This is a genomic window from Afipia sp. GW821-FHT14H12 (genome assembly GCF_058803465.1).
In genome coordinates, this window is sequence record NZ_JBXAOZ010000002.1 from 555,844 (window position 1) to 576,889 (window position 21,046).

The 21,046-nt window shown below is 62.4% G+C and carries 14 protein-coding genes; 8 read left to right on the forward strand and 6 right to left on the reverse strand.

Annotation, left to right across the window (positions count from 1 at the left end):
- Positions 1-660, forward strand: a complete 660-nt coding sequence (locus AC1RNA_RS14275) for a hypothetical protein (protein ID WP_492951523.1) — start codon at positions 1-3, stop codon at positions 658-660.
- Here the strand turns inward: AC1RNA_RS14275 and AC1RNA_RS14280 are convergent.
- Positions 650-2,488: an acetyl-CoA hydrolase/transferase C-terminal domain-containing protein gene (locus AC1RNA_RS14280; RefSeq protein WP_492951524.1), complete on the reverse strand. Its 1,839-nt coding sequence runs from the start codon at positions 2,486-2,488 to the stop codon at positions 650-652. The two genes, AC1RNA_RS14275 and AC1RNA_RS14280, sit on opposite strands and share 11 nt — an antisense overlap.
- Before the next feature lie 270 nt (positions 2,489-2,758).
- On the opposite strand from AC1RNA_RS14280, the gene AC1RNA_RS14285 reads away from it, so the two are divergent.
- Positions 2,759-4,117 carry a TolC family outer membrane protein gene (locus AC1RNA_RS14285; protein WP_009338958.1) on the forward strand — a complete coding sequence of 453 codons (1,359 nt, stop codon included), beginning with the start codon at positions 2,759-2,761 and terminating at the stop codon, positions 4,115-4,117.
- Between the two features lie 13 nt (positions 4,118-4,130).
- On the opposite strand, the gene AC1RNA_RS14290 is transcribed toward AC1RNA_RS14285, so the two are convergent.
- The 3 genes from AC1RNA_RS14290 to AC1RNA_RS14300 all read right to left on the reverse strand — a co-directional run bounded on the left by AC1RNA_RS14290 (position 4,131) and on the right by AC1RNA_RS14300 (position 10,049).
- Complete coding sequence (locus tag AC1RNA_RS14290) at positions 4,131-7,259, reverse strand: efflux RND transporter permease subunit (protein WP_492951559.1); 3,129 nt, start codon at positions 7,257-7,259, stop codon at positions 4,131-4,133.
- 121 nt (positions 7,260-7,380) lie between these two features.
- Positions 7,381-8,601, reverse strand: a complete 1,221-nt coding sequence (locus AC1RNA_RS14295; protein ID WP_197083252.1) for an efflux RND transporter periplasmic adaptor subunit — start codon at positions 8,599-8,601, stop codon at positions 7,381-7,383.
- 272 nt (positions 8,602-8,873) lie between these two features.
- Entirely contained in the window at positions 8,874-10,049 is a 1,176-nt protein-coding gene (locus AC1RNA_RS14300; protein WP_492951525.1) for a M20 aminoacylase family protein, read from the reverse strand.
- Positions 10,050-10,177: 128 nt separating this feature from the next.
- Between AC1RNA_RS14300 and AC1RNA_RS14305 the strand changes: the two genes are divergently transcribed.
- The 3 genes from AC1RNA_RS14305 (at position 10,178) to AC1RNA_RS14315 (ending at position 13,088) form a co-directional block, all read left to right on the forward strand.
- A complete protein-coding gene (locus AC1RNA_RS14305; protein WP_492951526.1) occupies positions 10,178-11,797 on the forward strand; it encodes a GMC family oxidoreductase in 1,620 nt (539 codons plus the stop codon).
- 157 nt (positions 11,798-11,954) lie between these two features.
- Positions 11,955-12,191, forward strand: a complete 237-nt coding sequence (locus AC1RNA_RS14310; RefSeq protein WP_009338953.1) for a hypothetical protein — start codon at positions 11,955-11,957, stop codon at positions 12,189-12,191.
- 144 nt (positions 12,192-12,335) lie between these two features.
- Entirely contained in the window at positions 12,336-13,088 is a 753-nt protein-coding gene (locus AC1RNA_RS14315) for a glucose 1-dehydrogenase (RefSeq protein ID WP_009338952.1), read from the forward strand.
- Positions 13,089-13,237: 149 nt separating this feature from the next.
- Here AC1RNA_RS14315 and AC1RNA_RS14320 read toward each other — a convergent pair whose 3' ends face one another.
- Positions 13,238-14,629, reverse strand: a complete 1,392-nt coding sequence (locus tag AC1RNA_RS14320; protein WP_009338951.1) for an aspartate aminotransferase family protein — start codon at positions 14,627-14,629, stop codon at positions 13,238-13,240.
- Positions 14,630-14,752: 123 nt separating this feature from the next.
- Here AC1RNA_RS14320 and AC1RNA_RS14325 point away from each other — a divergent pair, with 123 nt between their 5' ends.
- Positions 14,753-15,379 (forward strand): DUF2147 domain-containing protein, encoded by a 627-nt coding sequence (locus AC1RNA_RS14325; RefSeq protein WP_048756431.1) that lies wholly within the window; start codon positions 14,753-14,755, stop codon positions 15,377-15,379.
- Here the strand turns inward: AC1RNA_RS14325 and hpnN are convergent.
- A complete protein-coding gene (gene hpnN, locus AC1RNA_RS14330; RefSeq protein ID WP_492951527.1) occupies positions 15,329-17,935 on the reverse strand; it encodes a hopanoid transporter HpnN in 2,607 nt (868 codons plus the stop codon). The two genes, AC1RNA_RS14325 and hpnN, sit on opposite strands and share 51 nt — an antisense overlap.
- Positions 17,936-18,147: 212 nt before the next feature.
- Between hpnN and dxs the strand changes: the two genes are divergently transcribed.
- Entirely contained in the window at positions 18,148-20,064 is a 1,917-nt protein-coding gene (gene dxs, locus AC1RNA_RS14335) for a 1-deoxy-D-xylulose-5-phosphate synthase (RefSeq protein WP_009338948.1), read from the forward strand.
- Positions 20,057-21,031, forward strand: coding sequence for a 4-hydroxy-3-methylbut-2-enyl diphosphate reductase (gene ispH / locus AC1RNA_RS14340; protein WP_040298224.1), 975 nt, complete (start codon positions 20,057-20,059; stop codon positions 21,029-21,031). The genes dxs and ispH overlap by 8 nt, the downstream gene beginning before the upstream one ends.
- The last annotated feature ends 15 nt before the right edge of the window (positions 21,032-21,046 follow it).

Below are 21,046 nucleotides of genomic sequence, written 5' to 3' on the forward strand. Positions count from 1 at the left end.
ATGCGACGGAGAATCCGTTATGCGCTGATCATGGCCGCCATGGCCTTCGCCTGGGCCGCCGGAAACGCCGAGCCAGTGCAGGCCGCGCCGCAAACCGAGGCGGCAGCCTCCAGCGCAAAGCCGCTCGCGCTCGGTAAGTTCACTAAGCACCGCAAGAAGCACGTCCGCCATCACCGTTATTCAAAGAAGCATCACGCCAGCGCCAAGGATTCCTCAAAGGTTTCTTCCAAGACCGGCAAAGACGACGGCGCCCAAACCGCCAACGGGACCGAGACAGATGCACCTTTGTCGCCCTCCGTCGCCAATGCCCGTGCCGAACTGACCAGCCCTCCTCTGGAGCAGCCGATGTTCGCACAGAACATGCTGCCCGATTCCTCCACCCTGACGGACACCGACAAGGCCGCCACGGCTGAGCCGGTGCCGAACGGCGTTCAGGTCACCACGTCCGATCAGTTGAACGACATGGACCGCGAGGCCACGGCCGCCCCGGCAGCAACGCCTGAGCCCACCACCGTCGCGCTGGCGCAGGTTGCCCAGCCCGCCGTCGCTTCGACAGGCGATGAATCCGCATGGCGCAGCGCTTCGCTGATCGGGAAAATCTTCATCGCCTTCGGCGTGATGCTGACACTCGCCTCCGCTGCGCGGATAATTATCGCCTGAGGGCGCCGCGCAACAACCAGCGATAGAGATGCTCGCGCATCGTCGCGGGCGCGTCCAGTCCCATGCGCGCGAGACAATCTGCATCCTCCGTGCTGCTTGCCGACAAGCCGCGCCATAGGAGCGACAACAGCGCGGCGGGACTTGGTGAGGCTTGCTGCAAGCTCTGTAAGGCCGGAATCAAACGCTGCTCGGTGGCGGTGAAATCCGTTCCGAACGGAAACTCCGGCAGCAGTCCCTTCTCCCGCAACGGCGCAAGCGCGCGCGCAATGCGTTCGGGCGTGTTGGTACGATGGGCAGGCGGAATCTCGTAACCCTGCGGCAGCTTGCCCTCTGCCTTGGCCTGCCGCATCAGTTCATCCTGAAAGCGCGAATCCGAAACGCACAGCATCGCCGCGATCACCTCGGCGTCGGATTTTCCGCGCAGATCGGCGATGCCGTATTCCGTCACCACGATGTCGCGGAGGTGCCGCGGAATGGTGGTGTGGTCGTACGACCAGCGGATGTTCGATTCCAGCCGCTTGCCGTTGTGGCGTGTGGCTTTAAGCGTCAGGATCGAACGCGCACCGTCCAATGCGAAGGATTGCGCGACGAAATTATACTGCCCGCCGACACCGCTCACCATCTGACCGTTGCTGAGACCATCGGAGATAGCATCGCCAAGCAGCGTCACCATCATCGCATTGTTGACGAAGCGCGCCTTCGGCCGCCCGATGCGCTTCGCGTCCTCGTCACCGTAAAGCTCGTTGGTGAAGGACACCGGCATCATCTGGATGCGATTAAGCCTGTCCTGCGGCATCTCGCGCAGCGCGCGGTAGAACGATTTCGGCCCAAGGAAGAACGCCGCGTGCAACCATGCACCATCGACCTCGCGGCGCACGATGCCCGCCTCGATCAGACCAAGGAATGCCTCGAAGAACATTTCGCTGAGGCCGTTCAACCCTTCTTTGAACGGCGCAAGCACGCGGGCGGGTTCGCCCGGCGAAAGACTGCTTACTGCCGTGCAAAAATCAAGGTTGTTGCGATCACGGACAATGAGGCTTTGCGCCAGCGCATCACCCACCTGCCCGATTCCGATCTGCAATGTGCCGCCATCCTCGATCAGCGTCGCTGCGTGAAGGCCAATGGCATATTTCGCATCGCCGACCGGTTCGGACGGCGGCGCGAACAGTGGGAAGTCCGTCTCCGCGCTATCGAGAATGGCGTGGAATTCGGACGCCGGCAGATCGCCCGGCCCCGGCATAAACGGCAGTTCGGAATTCACCTGCCCGATCAGCTTGAAATCGATCTTGCCCTCCACGCGCGCCTTGAGAAGGTCGAGCGTGGTGTCGGTGTTGCAGCTCAGGCTGTAGCGCACTTCGCCGTTCACCACACGCTTGGCGACGAGTTGCAGCACGACGTTGAGGCCGCGCGTCAGCATCCCCGCGACGGCATGGGTGTAGTTCGCCGCGATGTAATGCTGCTGGGCGTAACCGTTGTGCAGCCACTTGCCCGCGAGGAAGAAGAATTCCGTGATCTCGATGTTCTCTGGCAGGATTCCCGCATGCAGCCATTTGGCGTAATCGAGGTCCGGATAGCCGCCAAACAATCGCTCGATCACCGGGCCGATGAAGCGTCGCTCCAGATCGGATTTCGGGGTGGGCTTTTCCAGCGTCAGTGCCGTGAAGATCGTCAGGTGGATCGCAGAATCCGCCGCCGCCCGCTCACATAAAGCATTGGCGATATGGTTGGCCTTGCCGAGCCCGAGCGGCAGGCCGACCACCAGTCTGGGGCCGCACTCGCGCAGGACCGCGTCCACAAGCGTATGGGCGTCGGCATAAATCCTGGACATGCTGTTTCGACCCACCGTTTCGCACTGCCGGAGCCGGGCCGACTGTCATCACCCGCGCGGCAAGGTCAAGCAAATAAGGCGTTTTCCTCGTTCATCGCGGTCGGATTGCCACAGCCGCCAACATTTTCACGGGACAGTTTGCCCAAGGTTTGCTCAAGCCCCGCCCGGCCAGTATGACTGCCCCCAAAGTTGAGGTATCCGCTGTCGCGGGGACCTTTGTGATCGGGCGTCATGATTCGTTGGCATTCACGGCAGCGTTACGGAGCGGTGATGGCCCTGTTGCTGCTAGGCGCAGCTTCGGGCTCGCGCCCTGCATTCGCCGAAACGCTGCAGGACGCGCTGGTGAAGGCCTATCAGTCCAGCCCGCAATTGAACGCCTCCCGCGCCCAGCAGCGCGCCACCGATGAAAACGTGCCGCAAGCGCTGTCAGGTTACCGGCCGCAGATCATCGCCAGCCTGTCCGCCGGCCTGCAGACTGTACGCAATACCCTGCCTGATAATTCGATCCAGACCCAGGGACAGAAACCCTGGCAGATCGGCGTCACCGTCACGCAGACGTTGTTCAACGGCTTCAAGACCTCGTCCAGCGTGCGGGTCGCAGAATTCCAGGTGCTGTCAGGGCGCGAGGCGCTGCGCAATACCGGCCAGGGCGTGCTGCTCGACGCCGTGACCGCTTACATGAATGTGATCGCCAATCAGGCGCTGGTCGAGACCCAGAAGCTCAATGTGCAATTCCTGCGCGAAACGCTGGGTGTCGCCCGCACCCGTCTTGCGGCAGGCGATGTCACGCCCACCGACACCGCGCAGGCCGAGGCGCGGCTCAGTCGCGGGCTGGCCGACCTGAACGCGGCGCAGGTCGCGCTTCAGGTCAGCGAGGCCACCTATGCTCAGGTGATCGGTGAGCGGCCCGGCCATCTGGCCGCCGCCCCCACGGTCGATCGCTTCATCCCTCATACCCAGCAGGCATCGATCGATCTGGCCATCAAGCAGAATCCGGCGGTGATCGCGGCGACCTACGATGTCGATGTCGCGACCACGACGATCAGCGTCGCGGAATCGAGTCTGATGCCGCAGGTGACCGTGCAGGGCAACGTGCTGCGCCAATCGGACGGCGACCCCTATCTCAGCGTGAAGCGCGCCGATCAGGCCACGGTGGTCGGCCAGCTCACCATGCCGATCTATGACGGCGGCCTCGCCGCGTCGCAGACCCGCCAGTCGAAGGAGCTGGCGATGCAGAGCCGTCAGGTGCTGGAGCAAGTCCGCAATCAGGCGCGGACGGCTGCCCTCAGCGCCTTCATCACTAATGAGGGTGCCAAGGTCGCCCTCTCTGCCGCCGAAAGCGAAGTGAAAGCCGCAACGGTCGCGCTTGCGGGCGTCCGGCGCGAGGCTCAAGCCGGCCAGCGCACCACGCTCGACGTGCTGAACGCACAGGCCGATCTCACCGCCGCGCGCAGCCGCCAGATCCTCAGCCAGCGCGACCGGGTGATCGCCTCCTACACGCTGCTCAGCGCCATCGGCAAGCTCGACGTCCGCACGCTGGGCCTCAACACGCCGGATTACCTGCCCGAGGTGCACTACCATCAGGTACGCGACGCCTGGCACGGCCTGCGCACCCCATCAGGGCAATAACTCAGGTTGTAGCTTAAGCTTGCTCGCGGCCGCGGCGCGAGAACAGCAGGATCAGCACCGGCAGCGTGACGAGGATCACGATCGGTGCAAGCGCCATGCCGGACACCACCACCAGCGCCAGCGGCTTCTGCACCTGCGAGCCGATGCCCGTCGACAAGGCTGCAGGCAGCAAGCCAATGCCCGCGACGGCGCAGGTCATCAGCACGGGCCGCATCTGCAATTCGCCGGTGCGGATCACCGCCTTGACGCGATCCACCCCCTCATCGATGAGCTGGTTATATTGCGACAGCATGATGATGCCGTCCATCACCGCGATGCCGAACAGCGCGATGAAGCCGATCGCCGCCGACACGCTGAACGGCACACCGCTGAACAAGAGGCCGAGCACGCCGCCAAGCACCGCCATCGGGATCACGCTCATCGCGAGCATGGTGTCAACCATCGAGCCGAAATTGAACCACAGCAGAACGCCAATCAATGCGAGGCTGATCGGCACCACGATCGACAGCCGCTTGATCGCATCCTGCAAATTGCTGAACTCGCCGACCCACTCGAGATGCGTGCCCGGAGGCAGCTTCACCTCGGCGGCCACCTTCTCCTGCGCTTCGCGGATGGTGCTGCCAAGGTCGCGCTCGCGCACCGAGAACTTTATCGGCAGATAGCGTTCCTGCTGTTCGCGGTAGATGTAGGCCGCGCCGGAAACGAGCTTGATCGTCGCAACCTCGCTCAACGGAATCTGCGTGATGCCGTTCGGCCCCTGCGCCGCGATCCGCAGGTTGCGGATGCTCTCGGCGCTCTTGCGATATTCCGGCGCGAGGCGGACGACAATCGGGAAATGACGGTCGCTGCCCGGCTCATACAGGTCACCTGCGCTGTCGCCGCCGATGGCGACGCGGATGGTGGCGTTGATGTCGCCCGGGGACAGCCCGTAGCGCGCCGCACGGACGCGGTCGACATCGATCTGGATCGTCGGCTGCCCGAGCGAGGTGAACACCGACAGGTCGGCGATGCCCCGTACTGTCGCCAGCACCGACTTGATCTTGTTAGCCGTCTCCGTGAGTTCGACGAGATCGTTGCCGAACAGCTTGATCGAATTCTCGCCCTTCACGCCCGACACCGCTTCCGCGACGTTGTCCTGCAGATATTGCGAGAAGTTGAATTCGACGCCCGGGAACTTCGCCTGCAACTGCGCCAGTAGTTCAGACGTCACCTCGTCCTTGTCGTGCGTCCCGGGCCACTGGCTCACGGGCTTCAGCGGCGCAAAGAATTCCGCATTGAAGAAGCCTGCGGCATCGGTGCCGTCATCCGGGCGGCCGTGCTGCGACACCACTGACTGCACTTCCGGCCGCTCAGCAATCAGGCGCCGCATCTCGTTGACGTAGGTGTTGCCTGCTTCGAGCGAGATGGTGGATGGCAGCGTGGCGCGAATCCACAGGTTGCCCTCCTCGAGCTTCGGCAGGAATTCCAGCCCGAGCATCCGGATCGCGATGAAAGTGAAAACCAGCAGCACACCTGCTGCGGTGATCACGTATCTGGTGTGCGCCACTGCCCAATTCAGCAACGGCGCGTAGCGCGCATGCAACCAGCGCACCACTCGCGTTTCGACCTCGTGAACATGCGCGGGCAGGATGATGGCGCTGAGCGCCGGCGTCACGGTGAAAGTTGCAAGCAAGCCGCCGACCAGCGCGTAGGCATAGGTTCGCGCCATCGGGCCGAAGATATTGCCCTCGACACCGCTCAGCGTGAACAGCGGCAGGAAGGCTGCAATGATGATCGCCGCGGCAAAGAAGATCGAACGCGACACGTCGGCGGCCGCGCTGAAAATCCCGTGACTCTTCATCCCCATCATTGTCTCGGGCGAAATCGCTTCTTCCTCGGTCGGGGACAGTTCGGTGCCGTGCGACAGCCGCCGGAAGATCGCCTCCACCATGATGACGGTACCGTCCACGATCAGGCCGAAGTCGATAGCGCCGACCGACAGCAGATTCGCGGATTCGCCCCGCAGCACGAGAATGATGACAGCGAAAAACAGCGCGAACGGAATCGTCGCGCCGACGATCAGCGCGCTGCGCAGATCGCCTAGGAACAGCCATTGCAACAATACGATCAGGATGATGCCGACGACCATGTTGTGCAGCACCGTTGCCGTCGTGGTATCGATCAGGTCCTGACGATCGTAGATGCGCTCGATGCGCACGCCGGGCGGCAGGATATTGGACTTGTTGATTGTGTCGACCATCTGGGTGACGCGCGCGATGGTCGGCGAGCTTTTCTCGCCACGACGCATCAGCACGATGCCCTGCACGATGTCGTCGGCATCGTTCATTCCGGCGATGCCGAGCCGTGGCTTGTAACCGATCTCGACCTTGGCGACATCCTTCACCAGGATCGGGTTGCCGGCGCTCTGCGAGATCATGGTGTTGGCGAGATCGTCCACCGAGCGGATCAGGCCGACACCGCGCACCACCGCCGACTGTGTGCCGATATTGACGGTGCTGCCGCCAACATTGATGTTGGCATTACTGACCGCCTGCAGCAATTGCGGCAACGACAGGCCCGCCGCCGCGAGCTTGTTGAAATCGACCTGCAACTCATAGGTCTTGGTCTTGCCGCCCCAGCCGGTGACGTCGATTACGCCCGGCACCGCACGGAAACGGCGCTGCAACACCCAATCCTGCAAGGTCTTGAGATCGAGCACGCTGTAATTTGGCGGCCCAACCAGACGATAGCGGTAGATTTCGCCGACCGCACTCAGTGGCGAAATCCCAGGCTGGGCTCCGCCGGGCAATGGCGACAATTGCCCCAGCCGGTTCAGAACCTGCTGCAAAGCCTCTTCATAGGTATAATCGAACGAGAACTGCAGTTTGACGTCGGATAACCCGTAGAGCGAGATCGTGCGGATGACACGCAGGTTCTTGATGCCCGCCACTTGGGTTTCGATCGGGATCGTAATGTAGCGCTCAATCTCCTCGGCCGACATGCCCGCGCTTTGCGTGACGACGTCCACCATCGGCGCGGTCGGATCGGGATAGGCCTCGATGTTGAGCTTCTCGAACGCGATCAGGCCTCCGATCACCACCGCGGCAAAAATGCCGAGAATGAGGAAGCGGCGATGGACAGCCAGCGAGACGAGACGGTCGATCAATCCAGCGCCCCTCGATAGGACACCTGTCGCAGACCTTCTGCGCCGGTGGCTTCATGCCTGCCGCAGACGCTCTGGTTTGGCCGCGCGCTGCGGCATCGGCGGATGGATTGAGCCATTATTAGCTGCCGGACGCGGCACGGTCGATGAACAGCCCGCCCTTGACGACGACCTGCTCGCCGGGACGGAGGTTTTCCGTCACCTCGACAAGATTGCCGCTCGACAGGCCGACCTTCACCGGACGCAATTCGATGGTCTTGTTGTCATGCGCGACCCAAAGCCGGACATTCTCCGCCTCGTAGATCAGGGCCTGCTTCGGCACCGCCACCGCAGGATGGTCGCCCGGCGAAAAGATCGTGACGTTGGCGAACATTTCCGGCTTCAGGCTGCCGTCGGAATTGTCGATAGTGGCGCGGATGGTCAGCCGCCGTGTCACCGGATCGATCGCGGTCGCGACATAATTGATCCGCGCGGTGCGCGTACGCCCCGGCGACGACAAAACGGTGAAGGAGACGTCCTGTCCTACCGCGACATCGTCGGCGTCCACCTCGCGGACATAGCCGGTCAGCCACACGGTCGACAGATCGCCGATCACGAAAACAGGATCAGTCGCGCCCGCGTTGATGTATTGCCCCGGCCCGACCTTGCGCTGGACCACGGTGCCCGCGATGGGCGACACGACGGTCAACTCCGGATTGATGCTGCCCTTGTCCTGGAAGGAGGCGATGGCGGCATCGCTCAGGCCGAGAATCTTCAGGCGGTTGCGTGACGCTTCAAGCGCCGTCTGCGCCGAACGCATGTCGTTTTCCGCCTGCACCTCCGTCGCCTGAGCGGACTGGTAGTCCTTCAGCGGAACGGCCTTGCCGTCGAACAATTCCTTGGCGCGCTTGCCCTGCGTCTGCGCGAGATCGAGCGCTGACCGCGCCTTGTTGGTCGCGGTCAGCGCCGCGATAAACTCGTTCTGGGCCTGCACGGTGTCGGTGGCCTCGAGCACGAACAGAGGCTGCCCCTGCTCGACATGATCGCCCGCGCGCACCAAGAGTTTCGTCACACGCCCGGTGTAGGGCGAGAACACCTGGGTGGAGCGATCCTCGTCGATGGAAATCTTGCCTTCGGTGATGTGCTCGGCGCGGAACACCTTTTGCGTGGCAGGCATCACCGTCAGGCTCGCCCATTCCACCGCCGTCGGCTTGTAGCGGGTCGGATCGCGGGCCGCCTTGCTGGAAATGTCGGACAGTTGCGGGTCCGGAGACAGAAGATGGACGCCGCCGTAAATCACAGCACCAGCGCCCAGCACGGCGCAAAGACCGAACACGGCCCGCTTGGGCCCGATCCGGGCAATGATATCCTTCAAGGAAGGGCGGTGATCCAGCACGCGAACGATCCCGTGAAAGAAGAAAAGACTGCCATGATTATGGCCCGACGGTCGCAACCCAAGTGTGACGGTATCCCGTCAACCCGGCCGTCTATAGGGCCGGTTTTGGCTTTTCGACAATCCAAAACATCGTGGGCGGGAGGAATTCCGATCACTTCTTCGATTATGTGTTAATTCCGCTGCCCGGCGGCCCGGCGAAAACCTTCAAAACATCCGAAAAATCACGATTCTCGGCCGATTCAGGCAGGAAGCCGGGTTTCCACCAGCCGGACCCAGTAGGACGTCCCGAAAACGATGGCGTCGTCGTTGAAATCGAACGCCGGGTGGTGCCAGCCGGCGCTGTCGCCGTTGCCGAGAAAGATGAATGCCCCCGGACGCGCCTGCAGCATGTAGGCGAAATCCTCCGCCGCCATCAAAGGCGGAATACCGAGGCTGACCCGCCCCTGCCCGGCGACCTCGCCTGCCACCTGCGCCGCGATATCGGTTTGTCCGGCATGATTCACCAGCACCGGATAGCCGCGCCGATAATCCACGGCGATCTTCGCCCCGCTCTGCGTCGCAATGCCGGCTGCAATCTCCCGCACCCGCTTCTCGACCATGTCGCGCATCTGCGGCGTAAGCGTGCGCACCGTGCCGATCAGCGTCGCGGTCTGCGGGATGACGTTACGTGCATCGCCCGCCTTGAACTGGCAGATCGAGATCACCGCCGCCTCCAGAGGATCGGCGGCCCGCGAGACGATGGACTGCAACGCAACGATCAGTTGCGAACCGGCCAGCACCGGGTCGATCGCCTTGTGCGGTGCGGCAGCATGACCACCGGCGCCTTCGATCTCGATGTCGACATGATCGGTCGAGGCCATGGCCGGGCCGGCGCGCAACGCGAACGTCCCCACCGCCATGCCGGGAGAATTGTGCATCCCATAGATTTCATCGATGCCGTATTTTTCCACCAGACCGTCGTCGAGCATCGCAGCAGCACCCGCACCGCCTTCTTCGGCGGGTTGAAACACCACCACCGCTTCGCCCGCAAAATTGCGCGTCTCGGTGAGATAACGCGCAGCACCGAGCAGCATCGCGGTGTGGCCATCATGGCCGCAAGCATGCATGCGGCCCGGCACGGTCGAGCGATACGGCGCGCCGGTTTCTTCCTCGATCGGCAGCGCGTCCATGTCGGCACGCAGGGCGACCACCTTGATGCCGTCACCTTGCGCGGGCTTGCGGCCCTTGATGCGCCCGACCACGCCGGTGCGTCCGATCCCGGTCGCCACCTCGTCGCAGCCGAATTCGCGCAATTTCGCCGCCACGAACTCCGCCGTCCGGTGCACCTCGTACATCAGCTCGGGGTGCGCATGCAGTTCACGCCGCCACGCGGTGATCTCGGGCTGGAATTCGGAGATGCGATTGACGATCGGCATTCGGCGAACCTGAAAAGAGTGCGACGCACAAAGGTAACATGCCCGTGCCTCTGGCTCAAAGTGCAATGGCGTGCCGCGAATCTGCGCGTTAAGACCACATGACGTTTGAAAATGCCGAAGGCTCCCCCATGACCGATCTTCTCGAAGGTGACTATGACTATATTGTCGTAGGCGCCGGCACTGCCGGCTGCATTGTCTCCAACCGATTGTCCGCCGACCCGAAAAACCGGGTGCTGACACTGGAGGCCGGGGGACGCGATAACTGGATCTGGTTTCACATTCCGGTCGGCTATCTGTTCGCCATCGGCAATCCGCGCTCCGACTGGATGTTTCGCACCGAACCGGAGCCCGGCCTCAACGGCCGCTCGCTGCATTATCCGCGCGGCAAGGTGATCGGCGGCTGCTCCGCGATCAACGCGATGGTGTCGATGCGCGGCCAGGCTGCGGACTACGATCACTGGCGTCAGCTCGGCCTCAATGGCTGGGGCTGGGATGACGTGCTGAAATCGTTCAAGTCGCTTGAGGATCATTACCTCGGTGCGACCGAATATCACGGCGCGGGCGGCGGATGGCGGATCGAGCCGCCGCGTATTTCATGGGACGTGCTCGACGCCATCGCAAACGCCGCCGAACAGATGGGTATCCGCAAGATTCCCGACTTCAACACCGGCGACAATGAAGGCTCCAGCTATTTTCAGGTCAACCAGAAGCGCGGACGGCGCTGGTCGTCGGCGCGCGGCTTTCTCAAGCCCGCACTGAACCGCCCGAACCTGCGGCTGGAGACCAATGTGCTGGTCGATAAGCTTATCATCGAGAACGGCCGCGCGGTCGGCGTCCGCTACAGCCGCGACGGCAAGACATTCGAGGCCCGTGCCAAGGGCGAAGTCATCCTCACGTCGGGATCAATCGGCTCGGTGCAGATCCTGCATCGCTCCGGCATCGGACCGCGCGAATGGCTGGAGCCACTCGGCATCGAAACCGTTCTCGACCGTCAGGGCGTCGGGCGCAATCTACAGGACCACCTGCAACAGCGCGCGATTTACAAGGTCCAGGGCATCAAGACCCTCAACGAGGTTTACGCTTCGCTGGTCCAGCGCGCATGGATGGGCATCGATTATGCGCTGCGGCGGCGCGGGCCGCTGACAATGGCACCCTCGCAGCTCGGAATCTTCACGCGGTCGAGCCCAGAGCACGAACGCGCCAACATCCAGTTTCACGCACAACCGCTGTCGCTCGACAAGTTCGGCGATCCGCTGCACGATTTTCCCGCCATCACACTCAGCGCGTGCAATCTGCGTCCGACCTCGCGCGGCGAGATCAGGTTGCGATCCGCAGCGCCTGACGAAAAGCCGATCATCGCACCGCACTATCTGTCGACCGACGCGGACCGCAAGGTCGCTGCCGATGCGATCCGCGTGACACGCAAGATGATGAAACAACCCGCGATGGTGGCCTACAATCCTGAGGAATACCTCCCCGGCCCTTCCGTCGGCGACGACGATGCTTCGCTCGCAAAGGCCGCCGGCGATATCGGCACCACCATCTTCCATCCAGTGGGAACCGCGAAAATGGGACTGCCGAGCGATCCGCTCGCGGTGGTCGATGAACGTCTGCGATTCTTCGGAATCGAGCGGCTGCGCGTGATCGACGCCTCGGTGATGCCGACCATCACCTCGGGGAACACCAACACACCCACCGCCATGATCGCCGAAAAAGGTTCCTCATTCATCCTTGCGGACAACCGCTAGGAAAATCGTCGAATACAGCACTACGATTGCTGCCACATTTGATCTGCACAACGCGCGTAAAACCGGCGAGCGAAGACGGTGCTTGCCGGTTGCGTTTGGTATTCATCTCCATGGCCTCTATAGTGCGAATCGCACCGCCATCAGACAAAGGACGAAAATGATCAGAACACTTCTCGTTGCCGCATTGCTTGCGTCCTCGACGGCTGCGGTCATGGCACAGGGGCAGGCCCGCAGCGGCACGCCCGAGGAGCAGAAGGCTTGCGCGAAGGACGTTTCGCGTTATTGCCGCTCCGTGATGGATCAGTCGGACCTCGTGATCCTCTCCTGTTTGCAGCAGCATCGTCCCAAGATCAGCAAGACGTGTGATGGCGTTCTGATCAGCCACGGTCAGTAAGATCGCCTGCGATATCCGGACAAACAAAAAGCCGCCGCATCATCGATGCGGCGGCTTTTTGCTGTCCCCGGCCCTTCTACGTTAAACAGGACTTGATCCGCACATCCCCCGATTCAAGCCCACCCACCATGAAAGGTCCGCGAGATGGAACAAGCGCAGCTTATTTTGATAACGGGTGGCGGTCGCGGTGTCGGCGCGGCAACGGCACGGCTTGCTGCGGCACAGGGCTACGATGTCGCGATCAGCTTTATCTCCAATGAGTCTGCCGCTCTTGCAGTGGTGCACGATGTGGAAGCCGTCGGACGCCGCGCATTGGCCGTGCGCGCAGACAGCGCAGACCCGAAGCAAATCGCTCAGCTTTTCGCCGCAATTGACCAGAAATTCGGGCGGCTCGACGTGCTCGTGAACAATGCGGCGATCATTGCAAAGCAGTCCCGGCTGGAGGACCTCGAATTCGAGCGGATGCAGCGTATTTTCGCAGTCAACGCAATCGGCCCGATTCTCTGCGCACAGCAGGCAGCGAAGCGTATGTCACACCGACACAACGGGCGCGGCGGCGTGATCGTCAACATCTCGTCGGCAGCGGCGCGGCTCGGCAGTCCCAACGAATATATCGACTACGCCGCATCAAAGGGCGCCCTCGAGACATTCACGACGGGCTTCGCCAAGGAAGTCGCGCGCGAGGGCATCCGCGTCAACTGCATTCGCCCCGGCCACATTTACACCGAGATGCATGCCAGCGGCGGCGAGCCGAACCGCGTGGATCGCGTCAAGGACACGATCCCTCTTGGGCGAGGCGGTCAGCCTGAAGAGGTGGCGAAGGCGATCCTGTGGCTGGCCAGTAGCGAGGCGTCCTTCATCACCGGCACGTTCCTCGACGTCACCGGCGGTAAGTAAGCAACACGCGCGGTCTTGTCGGGGCGCGAGCAGCTTCGCGAGCGACCCGGAATCCGGTGCGGCGAGTCCGCATCGATACCGAGAGAGATTCCGGGTCCGGTCCCCTTCAGGGCCCATCCCGGAATGGCAATCCTAAACTGAGAAACGCATTACGCCGACTTGCGCACAGCGTTGTCCATCAGCGTCTTGCCGAGCGACCACACCGCGCCGGGGACGCGATGGCTCGCGGCGATCACGTCATCGAACGATTTCTCGATCCACGCGCAGTCCTCATCGGTGATGATGAGCGGCGGCAGCATCTTCACCGTATGGCTCGCATGACCCGCGACCTGGGTCAGGATCTTGTGGTCCTTGAACAGCGGAATGGTGATGAGCTGGCAGAACAGTCCCTTGCTCGCCGATTCCAGCAGATTCCAAGACGCCTTGAGCGCGAAGGATTTCGGCGGGCCGAACTCGACGCCGATCATCAGTCCCTTGCCGCGCACGTTCTTGAGAAGCTCGTAACGCGGGATCATCGCATTGAGCGTGCTGACGATGCGGTTGCCGCAACGCTCGGCATTCTCGATCACCTTCTCGGACTTCAGCACCTCAAGCGTGGCGATGCCTGCAGCCATCGCGAGATCGTTCTTGGCGAAGGTCGAGCCGTGAACGACGGCGCGATCCATGCGATCGAAGATCTTGTCGAAGATCGCCTTGCGCATCAGCACCGCGCCGACCGGCACATGGCCGCCTGAGAGCGACTTCGACAGCAGCACCATGTCCGGCTCGACATTCCAGTGCTCGACCGCGAGGAAGCGTCCGGTGCGGCCGAGGCCGCACTGGATTTCGTCGGCGACGAAGATCGTGCCGTATTTCTTGCAGAGCGCGGCTACGCCCGGCAGATAGTCGTCGCTCGGAATGTTGACGCCCTTGCCCTGCACCGGCTCGACGATGAAGGCCGCAACCTGCCGCGACATCAGCGCCTTCTCCAGCGCCTCGAGGTCGTTGAAAGGGATCACCGAGCAATCAGGCAGCAGCGGGCCAAAGCCGCCACGGAAATTCGCGTCATCGGTCAGCGACAGCGAGCCATAGGTCAGGCCGTGATAGCCGTGGTCGCAATAGACGATGCCGGTCCGTCCGGTCGCACCGCGCGCAAATTTGATCGCGGCTTCGACACATTCCGTCCCCGAATTCGCGAAAAACACCTTATCAAGATAAGGCACATGCGCGATCAGACGCTCGGCCAGAACTCCGGCGAGCGTGGAAATGTCGAGTTGAACGAGATTGGCGAATTCGCTGTCGAGCACGCTTTTCAGGGCATCGCGAATCACGGGATGGTTACGGCCGAGCGCGAACACCCCGAAGCCGCTGAGGAGATCGAGGTAGCGCGCATTGTCGCGATCGAAGAGGTATTGCCCCTGCCCGCGCTGGAACCCGACGTCGTAACCAATGGTTTTGAGAACCCGGACGAGTTGCTCGTTCAGATACCTCGTATGGAGCGCACCACGCTGAAACTGGCGATCGGCGACTATCTCGGAAATGTCTAGATTTGCTTTCACCATGCAGTACATACGTCGTTTGATGGGTCGCTCGTCAACCGAAAAAAGCGTCGCGGCCCACGGTGGCCGGATGGAACGCCCCGTGAAATTACGGTTTACTTTCGTTTGCAGCCTGCGCGAGGATTCATGCGAAAATTAGCTTGTTCGGCGATAGTCTTATTCGGTGCCATGGGTTCAGTCGCGGGTATTGCCCATGCCGCCGAAATCCCCGGCGAATGGCTGGTTAAGGAAGGCGTGGCCACCATCCGCATCGCCGACTGCAACGGCCACCTCTGGGGCGTCGTCGCCACGGAAAAGACGCCGGGCGGTGTGGACAGCAAGAACCCGGACAAAACCAAGCGCAGTCGCCCCACCCTCGGCATGCCGGTTCTTCTCGACATGCAGAAGGACGAGGACGAGAAGGGCAAGTGGAACGGCCACATCTATAACGCCAAGGACGGCAAAACCTACGAGTCCTCGATCAAGTTGTCGTCACCGAACCAGTTGAAGGTCGAGGGCTGCGTGCTCGGCTTCCTGTGCGGCGGCGAGACGTGGACGCGCGTGCCCGAGCCGGTCACGCCGATGGCCGCCAATCCAGCCACGCCGCACGCCGGGACACCACATACCGGCACGAAAGCGACCGGCAGCGTTCCGCGGACCATCGGTCAGAAGGCTCCCGCCCCGATGCCGGGAGCGGCAGCAACGACGCCCCCGGCTCCCGGTTCAGTCTCCGACATCTGTCTTCTCCCCGACATCGCGGGGGCGGCCCATTAGGGCCGGCTGAAACAGCACCGCCGCCGCGAGCGTCGTCACCAGCGACAGCGCCATCAGCTTGCCCATGCTCGACGTGCCGGGATGGCTCGACAGCCACAGGCTGCCGAATGCCGTCGCGGTCGTCATCGCACTGAAGAAGATCGCGCGCGTCAGGCTCGATTGCAGCAGCTTGACGTGCCCTGCCCGCCACGCCGTCACGTAATAGATCTTGAACGCGACGCCGACACCGAGCAGCAGCGGCAGCGCAATGATGTTGGCAAAATTCAGCGGCATTCCGATGAGGACGCAGATCTCCAGCGTCACCACGCCCGCAAGAATGAGCGGCACCAGCGTCAACAGCACGTCGGTGAACCGCCGCAGAACGATGTACAAAAGGACACCGATCGACAGGAGCGCCCAGCAGCCTGCCTGAATGAACGCCATGACGATGGTGTGGCCCGATTCCAGAATCGAGATCGGTCCGCCGACCGCAGTCGGCTCGACCTTCTGAACCGCCGCCGCAAACTTGCGCAGCGTCTCGTTGTCGTTCGGATCACCCTTCGGCTGCGCCTCGACGCGCGCGCGCCCATCCGGCGTCATCCAGTCCGCGACGAGTTCAGGCGGCAGGTTTTTCAGCGTGATCGGCTGGGCCTTCAGCGAATTGCGAACCTGCTCCACCAGCGTGTGATACGGCGACAGGAATATCTCCGCGGTCTTGTCGCGCACCGATTTGTCGGATTGCGCGAGCCGGGTCAGATCGCCCGCAAGCCGGTTGGCGGCGGCCGCGACTTCGGGCGAAGACTTTCCGGCCGTGCGCTTGAGGGCTGCGGCGGCGTCCGTCAGCGCCGCAACGTTGTCGAAATCCTCCGCCGCAGCACCGGGCTGCGATCTGAAGATTGGATCGAGCGCGCCCGCGGCACGGCGGATCAAGCCGAGCTTGGCCTGCTGATCCTCCGGCACGAAACTGTCCAACGTCGTAGTGCGGGACACTTCCGGCAGTTTCGCCAGCCGCTGTTCGGCCTCCTTCGCCGCCGCAAGTGACGGCGCCAATACCTCTACAGCATTGGTCGCGGTGGTCGGATCGCGGCGCAGGTCGAGATAGGTCGCGATCGACTCCACCTTCGGGCTGCGCAGGTTCATCGGGTTGAAGTCGAAATGCAGGAAGTACAATAGCGGCAGGCCGAGCGTCGCCACGCCGAGCGTGGTCGCGACGATGCCAATGCGGTGGTCTTCCAGAAACTTGTCGACCGGCGCGAGGAAGGCGTAGCCGACAGGCTCCTTTTCGCCCGGCGGGTTGAACAGCTTCAACAGCGCGGGCAGCACCGTCACCGCCATGAAGAACGCGATCAGCATGCCCGCACCGGCGATCTTGCCGAGTTCGGACACGCCTTTGTAATGCGTCGGCAGGAACGACAGGAAGCCTGCGGCGGTCGCCACGGCGGCGAGCGTCAGCGGCACCGCGGCATGTTTGGCCGCCGCCTCCAGCGCCTCCTGCAGATCGGGGACGTCGTAACGATCCGATCTGTAGCGGACGCTGTACTGGATTCCGAAATCGACGCCGAGACCGACGAATAGCACGAAGAACGCGATCGATATCAGATTGAACGACTGCGCGATCAGCAATGCCACCGCCGTCGTCACCGACAAGCCGATGGCGAGTGTGATCAGCACCGCCAGAATGATCCGCGGCGAATGCAGCGCAAGCCACAGGATGAAGATCACGATCAGGATCGTTGCGATGCCGTTTTCCAGCGCGCCATCCTGTACCGTGCCGAATTCCTCGTTGGCGATCGGCACCGGGCCGGTCAGGCGCACGCGAGCGTGAAAATTCTTGTCGAACGACAGATCGCTCGCCGCCTGCCGGATCGCGTCGGTTGCGACCTTGCCGGGCTCGAGCGCCTGATAGTCGAGGATCGGCTGGATCAGGATAAGCGAACGCAGGTCAGAGGGCGTCAACGGCTCGTTGCTGGTGAGTTGCCGCCAGGAAAAGGTGCCGCTGCCGGTCATGAGGATCTGCTCAAGACTCTCGGAGACGAGATTGAGCGGCCGCGCCAGCCCCTCGCGCGGCAGCTTGCCGCGCTCCACGCCTTGCAGCGCGGTCTGGAGCACGCCGGTCAGACCTCGGATGCTCGGATCGTCATGCAGGATGTCAAAAAACGGCTGGGCCGCCGTATACTGGCCGGTGATCTTGCCGACCTCGGCCGTGGACAAGAACAAAAGTCCGTTATTCTGGAAAAACGGGGTATCCGCCGGGCGGACCACCGAGGTGAATTTATCGGTCTGCGGTGCGAGTTTTTGCTCCAACGCCGCGCTCGCCTGGGCGGCCAATTCCGGGGTCGCAGCCTCAACAACCGCGATAATCAGCTCGTTTCGGCCCGGAAATGCCTTCTCATAGGCCAGTTCACGCTGCCGCCAAGGCAGGTTTTCGGAGATCAGCTTGTTGACGTCGGTCGAAATCGCAAAATTGTGCGATGCATATATACCGGCTATGACTGCCAAAATAACGCCAAGAAGTACGGTAAGCCATGCATGGCGCGTACAAGTCTTGACCAAAGAGACAATTATCCTTGTCAGCACAGGTTTTCTTTCTATTTGAAGCGATCAGGTTGAGGGATTGCGCGTTTTAGGTAGGCCAGCGGATTAACTCTGACCTGCTGGATAGGTGCCCATTGGACACATAATCATGGCATAAGGCGGAAAATTGCCGGGAACTACTGCGTCATAGCTGCCTTAATGATACACTTCCTCGCCGTTCACGTCTTGTTCTTGTACAGTTCGGATCTCCCCCAATGACCTCATCCACACCGTTGCTCGACCAGATCAACTGTCCCTCCGATTTGCGCAAGCTCAAAGAAAGCGAGCTGGCACAGGTGGCACAGGAGCTGCGCGCGGAAACCATCAATACGGTTGCGGTAACGGGCGGCCATCTCGGCTCAGGCCTTGGCGTGGTGGAACTCACTGTCGCGTTACATCATGTTTTTAATACGCCCGAGGACCGCATCATCTGGGATGTCGGCCATCAAGCTTATCCTCACAAGATTCTGACCAGCCGACGTGACCGGATTCGCACGCTTCGGCAAGGTGGCGGCTTGTCCGGATTCACCAAGCGCGCCGAGAGTGAATACGACTGCTTCGGCACCGCGCACTCCTCCACCTCGATCTCCGCCGGTCTGGGCATGGCGGTGGCCCGCGACCTGTCGGGCGCCAACAACAACGTGATCGCCGTGATCGGCGACGGCGCGATGTCCGCCGGCATGGCCTATGAGGCGATGAACAATGCAGGCGCGATGGATTCGCGACTGATCGTCATCCTCAACGACAACGAAATGTCGATCGCCCCGCCGGTCGGCGCGATGTCGTCCTACCTGTCGCGGCTGACCTCCAGCAACACCTATCGGTCGCTGCGCGAGATCGGCAAGCAGGTTGCCAAGCGGCTGCCGAAATTCGTCGAAAAGGGCGCGCAGCGCGCCGAGGAATACGCCCGCGGCATGCTCTCGGGCGGCACGCTGTTCGAGGAGCTTGGCTTCTACTATGTCGGCCCGATCGACGGCCACAACCTCGACCATCTGCTCCCGGTGCTGAAGAACGTCCGCGACTCCAAGGTCGGCCCGACGCTGATCCATGTCGTGACGCAGAAGGGCAAGGGCTACAGCCACGCCGAGACGGCCAAGGATAAGTACCACGGCGTCGTTAAATTCGATGTCGCCACCGGCAAGCAGAACAAGGCAAAGGCCAACGCGCCCTCCTACACGAGCGTGTTCGGCAATGCGCTGGTCAAGCTCGCCGAGAAGGACGAGAAGATCATCGGCATCACCGCCGCGATGCCGTCAGGTACCGGCATCGATATTTTCCAGAAGGTCTATCCCGAGCGTACGTTCGACGTCGGCATCGCCGAACAGCATGCAGTGACGTTCGCTGCGGGCCTTGCCACCGAAGGCATGAAGCCGTTCGTCGCGATCTACTCGACCTTCCTGCAACGCGCCTACGATCAGGTGGTGCATGACGTCGCGATTCAGAAACTGCCGGTGCGCTTCGTGATCGACCGCGCCGGTCTCGTCGGCGCCGATGGACCGACGCATGCAGGCTCGTTCGACCTCGCTTATCTCGGCTGCCTGCCCGACATGGTCATCATGGCCGCGTCGGACGAAGCCGAACTCGTGCACATGGTCGCGACCGCCGCCGGCATCAACGACCGCCCCTCCGCCTTCCGCTTCCCGCGCGGCGACGGTGTCGGCGTCGATCTCCCTTCCGAAGGCGTTCCGCTCGAAATCGGCAAGGGCCGCATCGTGCGCGAAGGCTCGTCGGTGGCGATCCTGTCGCTCGGCACACGGCTCAATGAATCGCTGAAGGCTGCCGACATTCTGAAATCGCACGGGCTGACCACAACGGTCGCCGATGCGCGCTTCGCAAAACCGATCGATACCGATCTGGTGCTGCAACTTGCGCGCGACCACGATGTTCTCATCACCATCGAGGAAGGCGCTATCGGCGGCTTCGGCGCGCAGGTGCTCCACACGCTCGCCGAGGCGGGCGCTCTCGACAAGGGCCTGAAGGTTCGCTCGATGGTGCTGCCGGACGTCTTCATCGACCAGGACAGCCCCGCTGCGATGTACGCAAAGGCCGGTCTCGATGCCAAGGGCATCGTTAAGCGCGTGTTCGAGGCGCTCGGCCGTGAAAACGAAATCAACGCGGTGCAGCTTGCTTAACAAGATCCCTACTCCGACCACACTTCAGGTCCTGCTGGCCCAGCCGCGCGGCTTCTGCGCGGGCGTGGTGCGTGCGATCGAAATCGTCGAACGCGCGCTGGAGAAGTATGGCCCGCCGGTCTATGTCCGCCACGAGATCGTCCACAACAAGTACGTGGTCGAAAGCCTCAAGGCGAAGGGCGCGGTGTTCGTGGAAGACGTCCACGAAGTGCCGGACAACGCCATCACCGTGTTCAGCGCGCATGGCGTCGCCAAGAGCGTAGAAGCCGAAGCTGCTTCGCGTAACCTTCCGGTGCTGGACGCCACCTGCCCGCTCGTCTCCAAGGTCCACAATCAGGGCAAGCGCTATGTCGGCAAGGGCCGGCAACTGGTGCTGATCGGCCATGAGGGCCACCCGGAGGTGGTCGGCACCATGGGTCAGGTCCCCGGCCCGGTGACGCTGGTGCAGAGCGTGGAAGACGTCGCGCGGCTCGACATTCCGAGCGATGCGCCGGTCGCCTACATCACCCAGACCACGCTCAGCGTCGACGACACCAAGGACATCATTGCGGCTCTCGCAGAGCGGTTTCCCGATCTTGAGGGACCCGACACCCGCGATATCTGCTATGCTACACAGAATCGACAGTCCTCGGTTCGCGACCTCAGCAAGCTCGTCGACCTGATCCTTGTTGTCGGCGCGACCAACAGTTCCAACTCCAACCGTTTGCGCGAAATCGGCACCGAAGTCGGTGTCCCGAGCTATCTGATCGCCGACGGCAGCCAACTCAATCCGGAGTGGCTCCGCGGCGTCAAAACGGTCGGAATCACCGCCGGGGCATCCGCTCCGGAAGTCCTTGTCGATGACGTGATCGACGCCCTTCGCCGCATCGCCCCCGTGACGGTGGATGTGGTGCCAGGACGCGAGGAAAACATCGAGTTCAAGCTGCCGCCGGAGCTGACATCGGTCAGAGCCGGAGCACAGCTCTAATCGGAAAGACGCTTC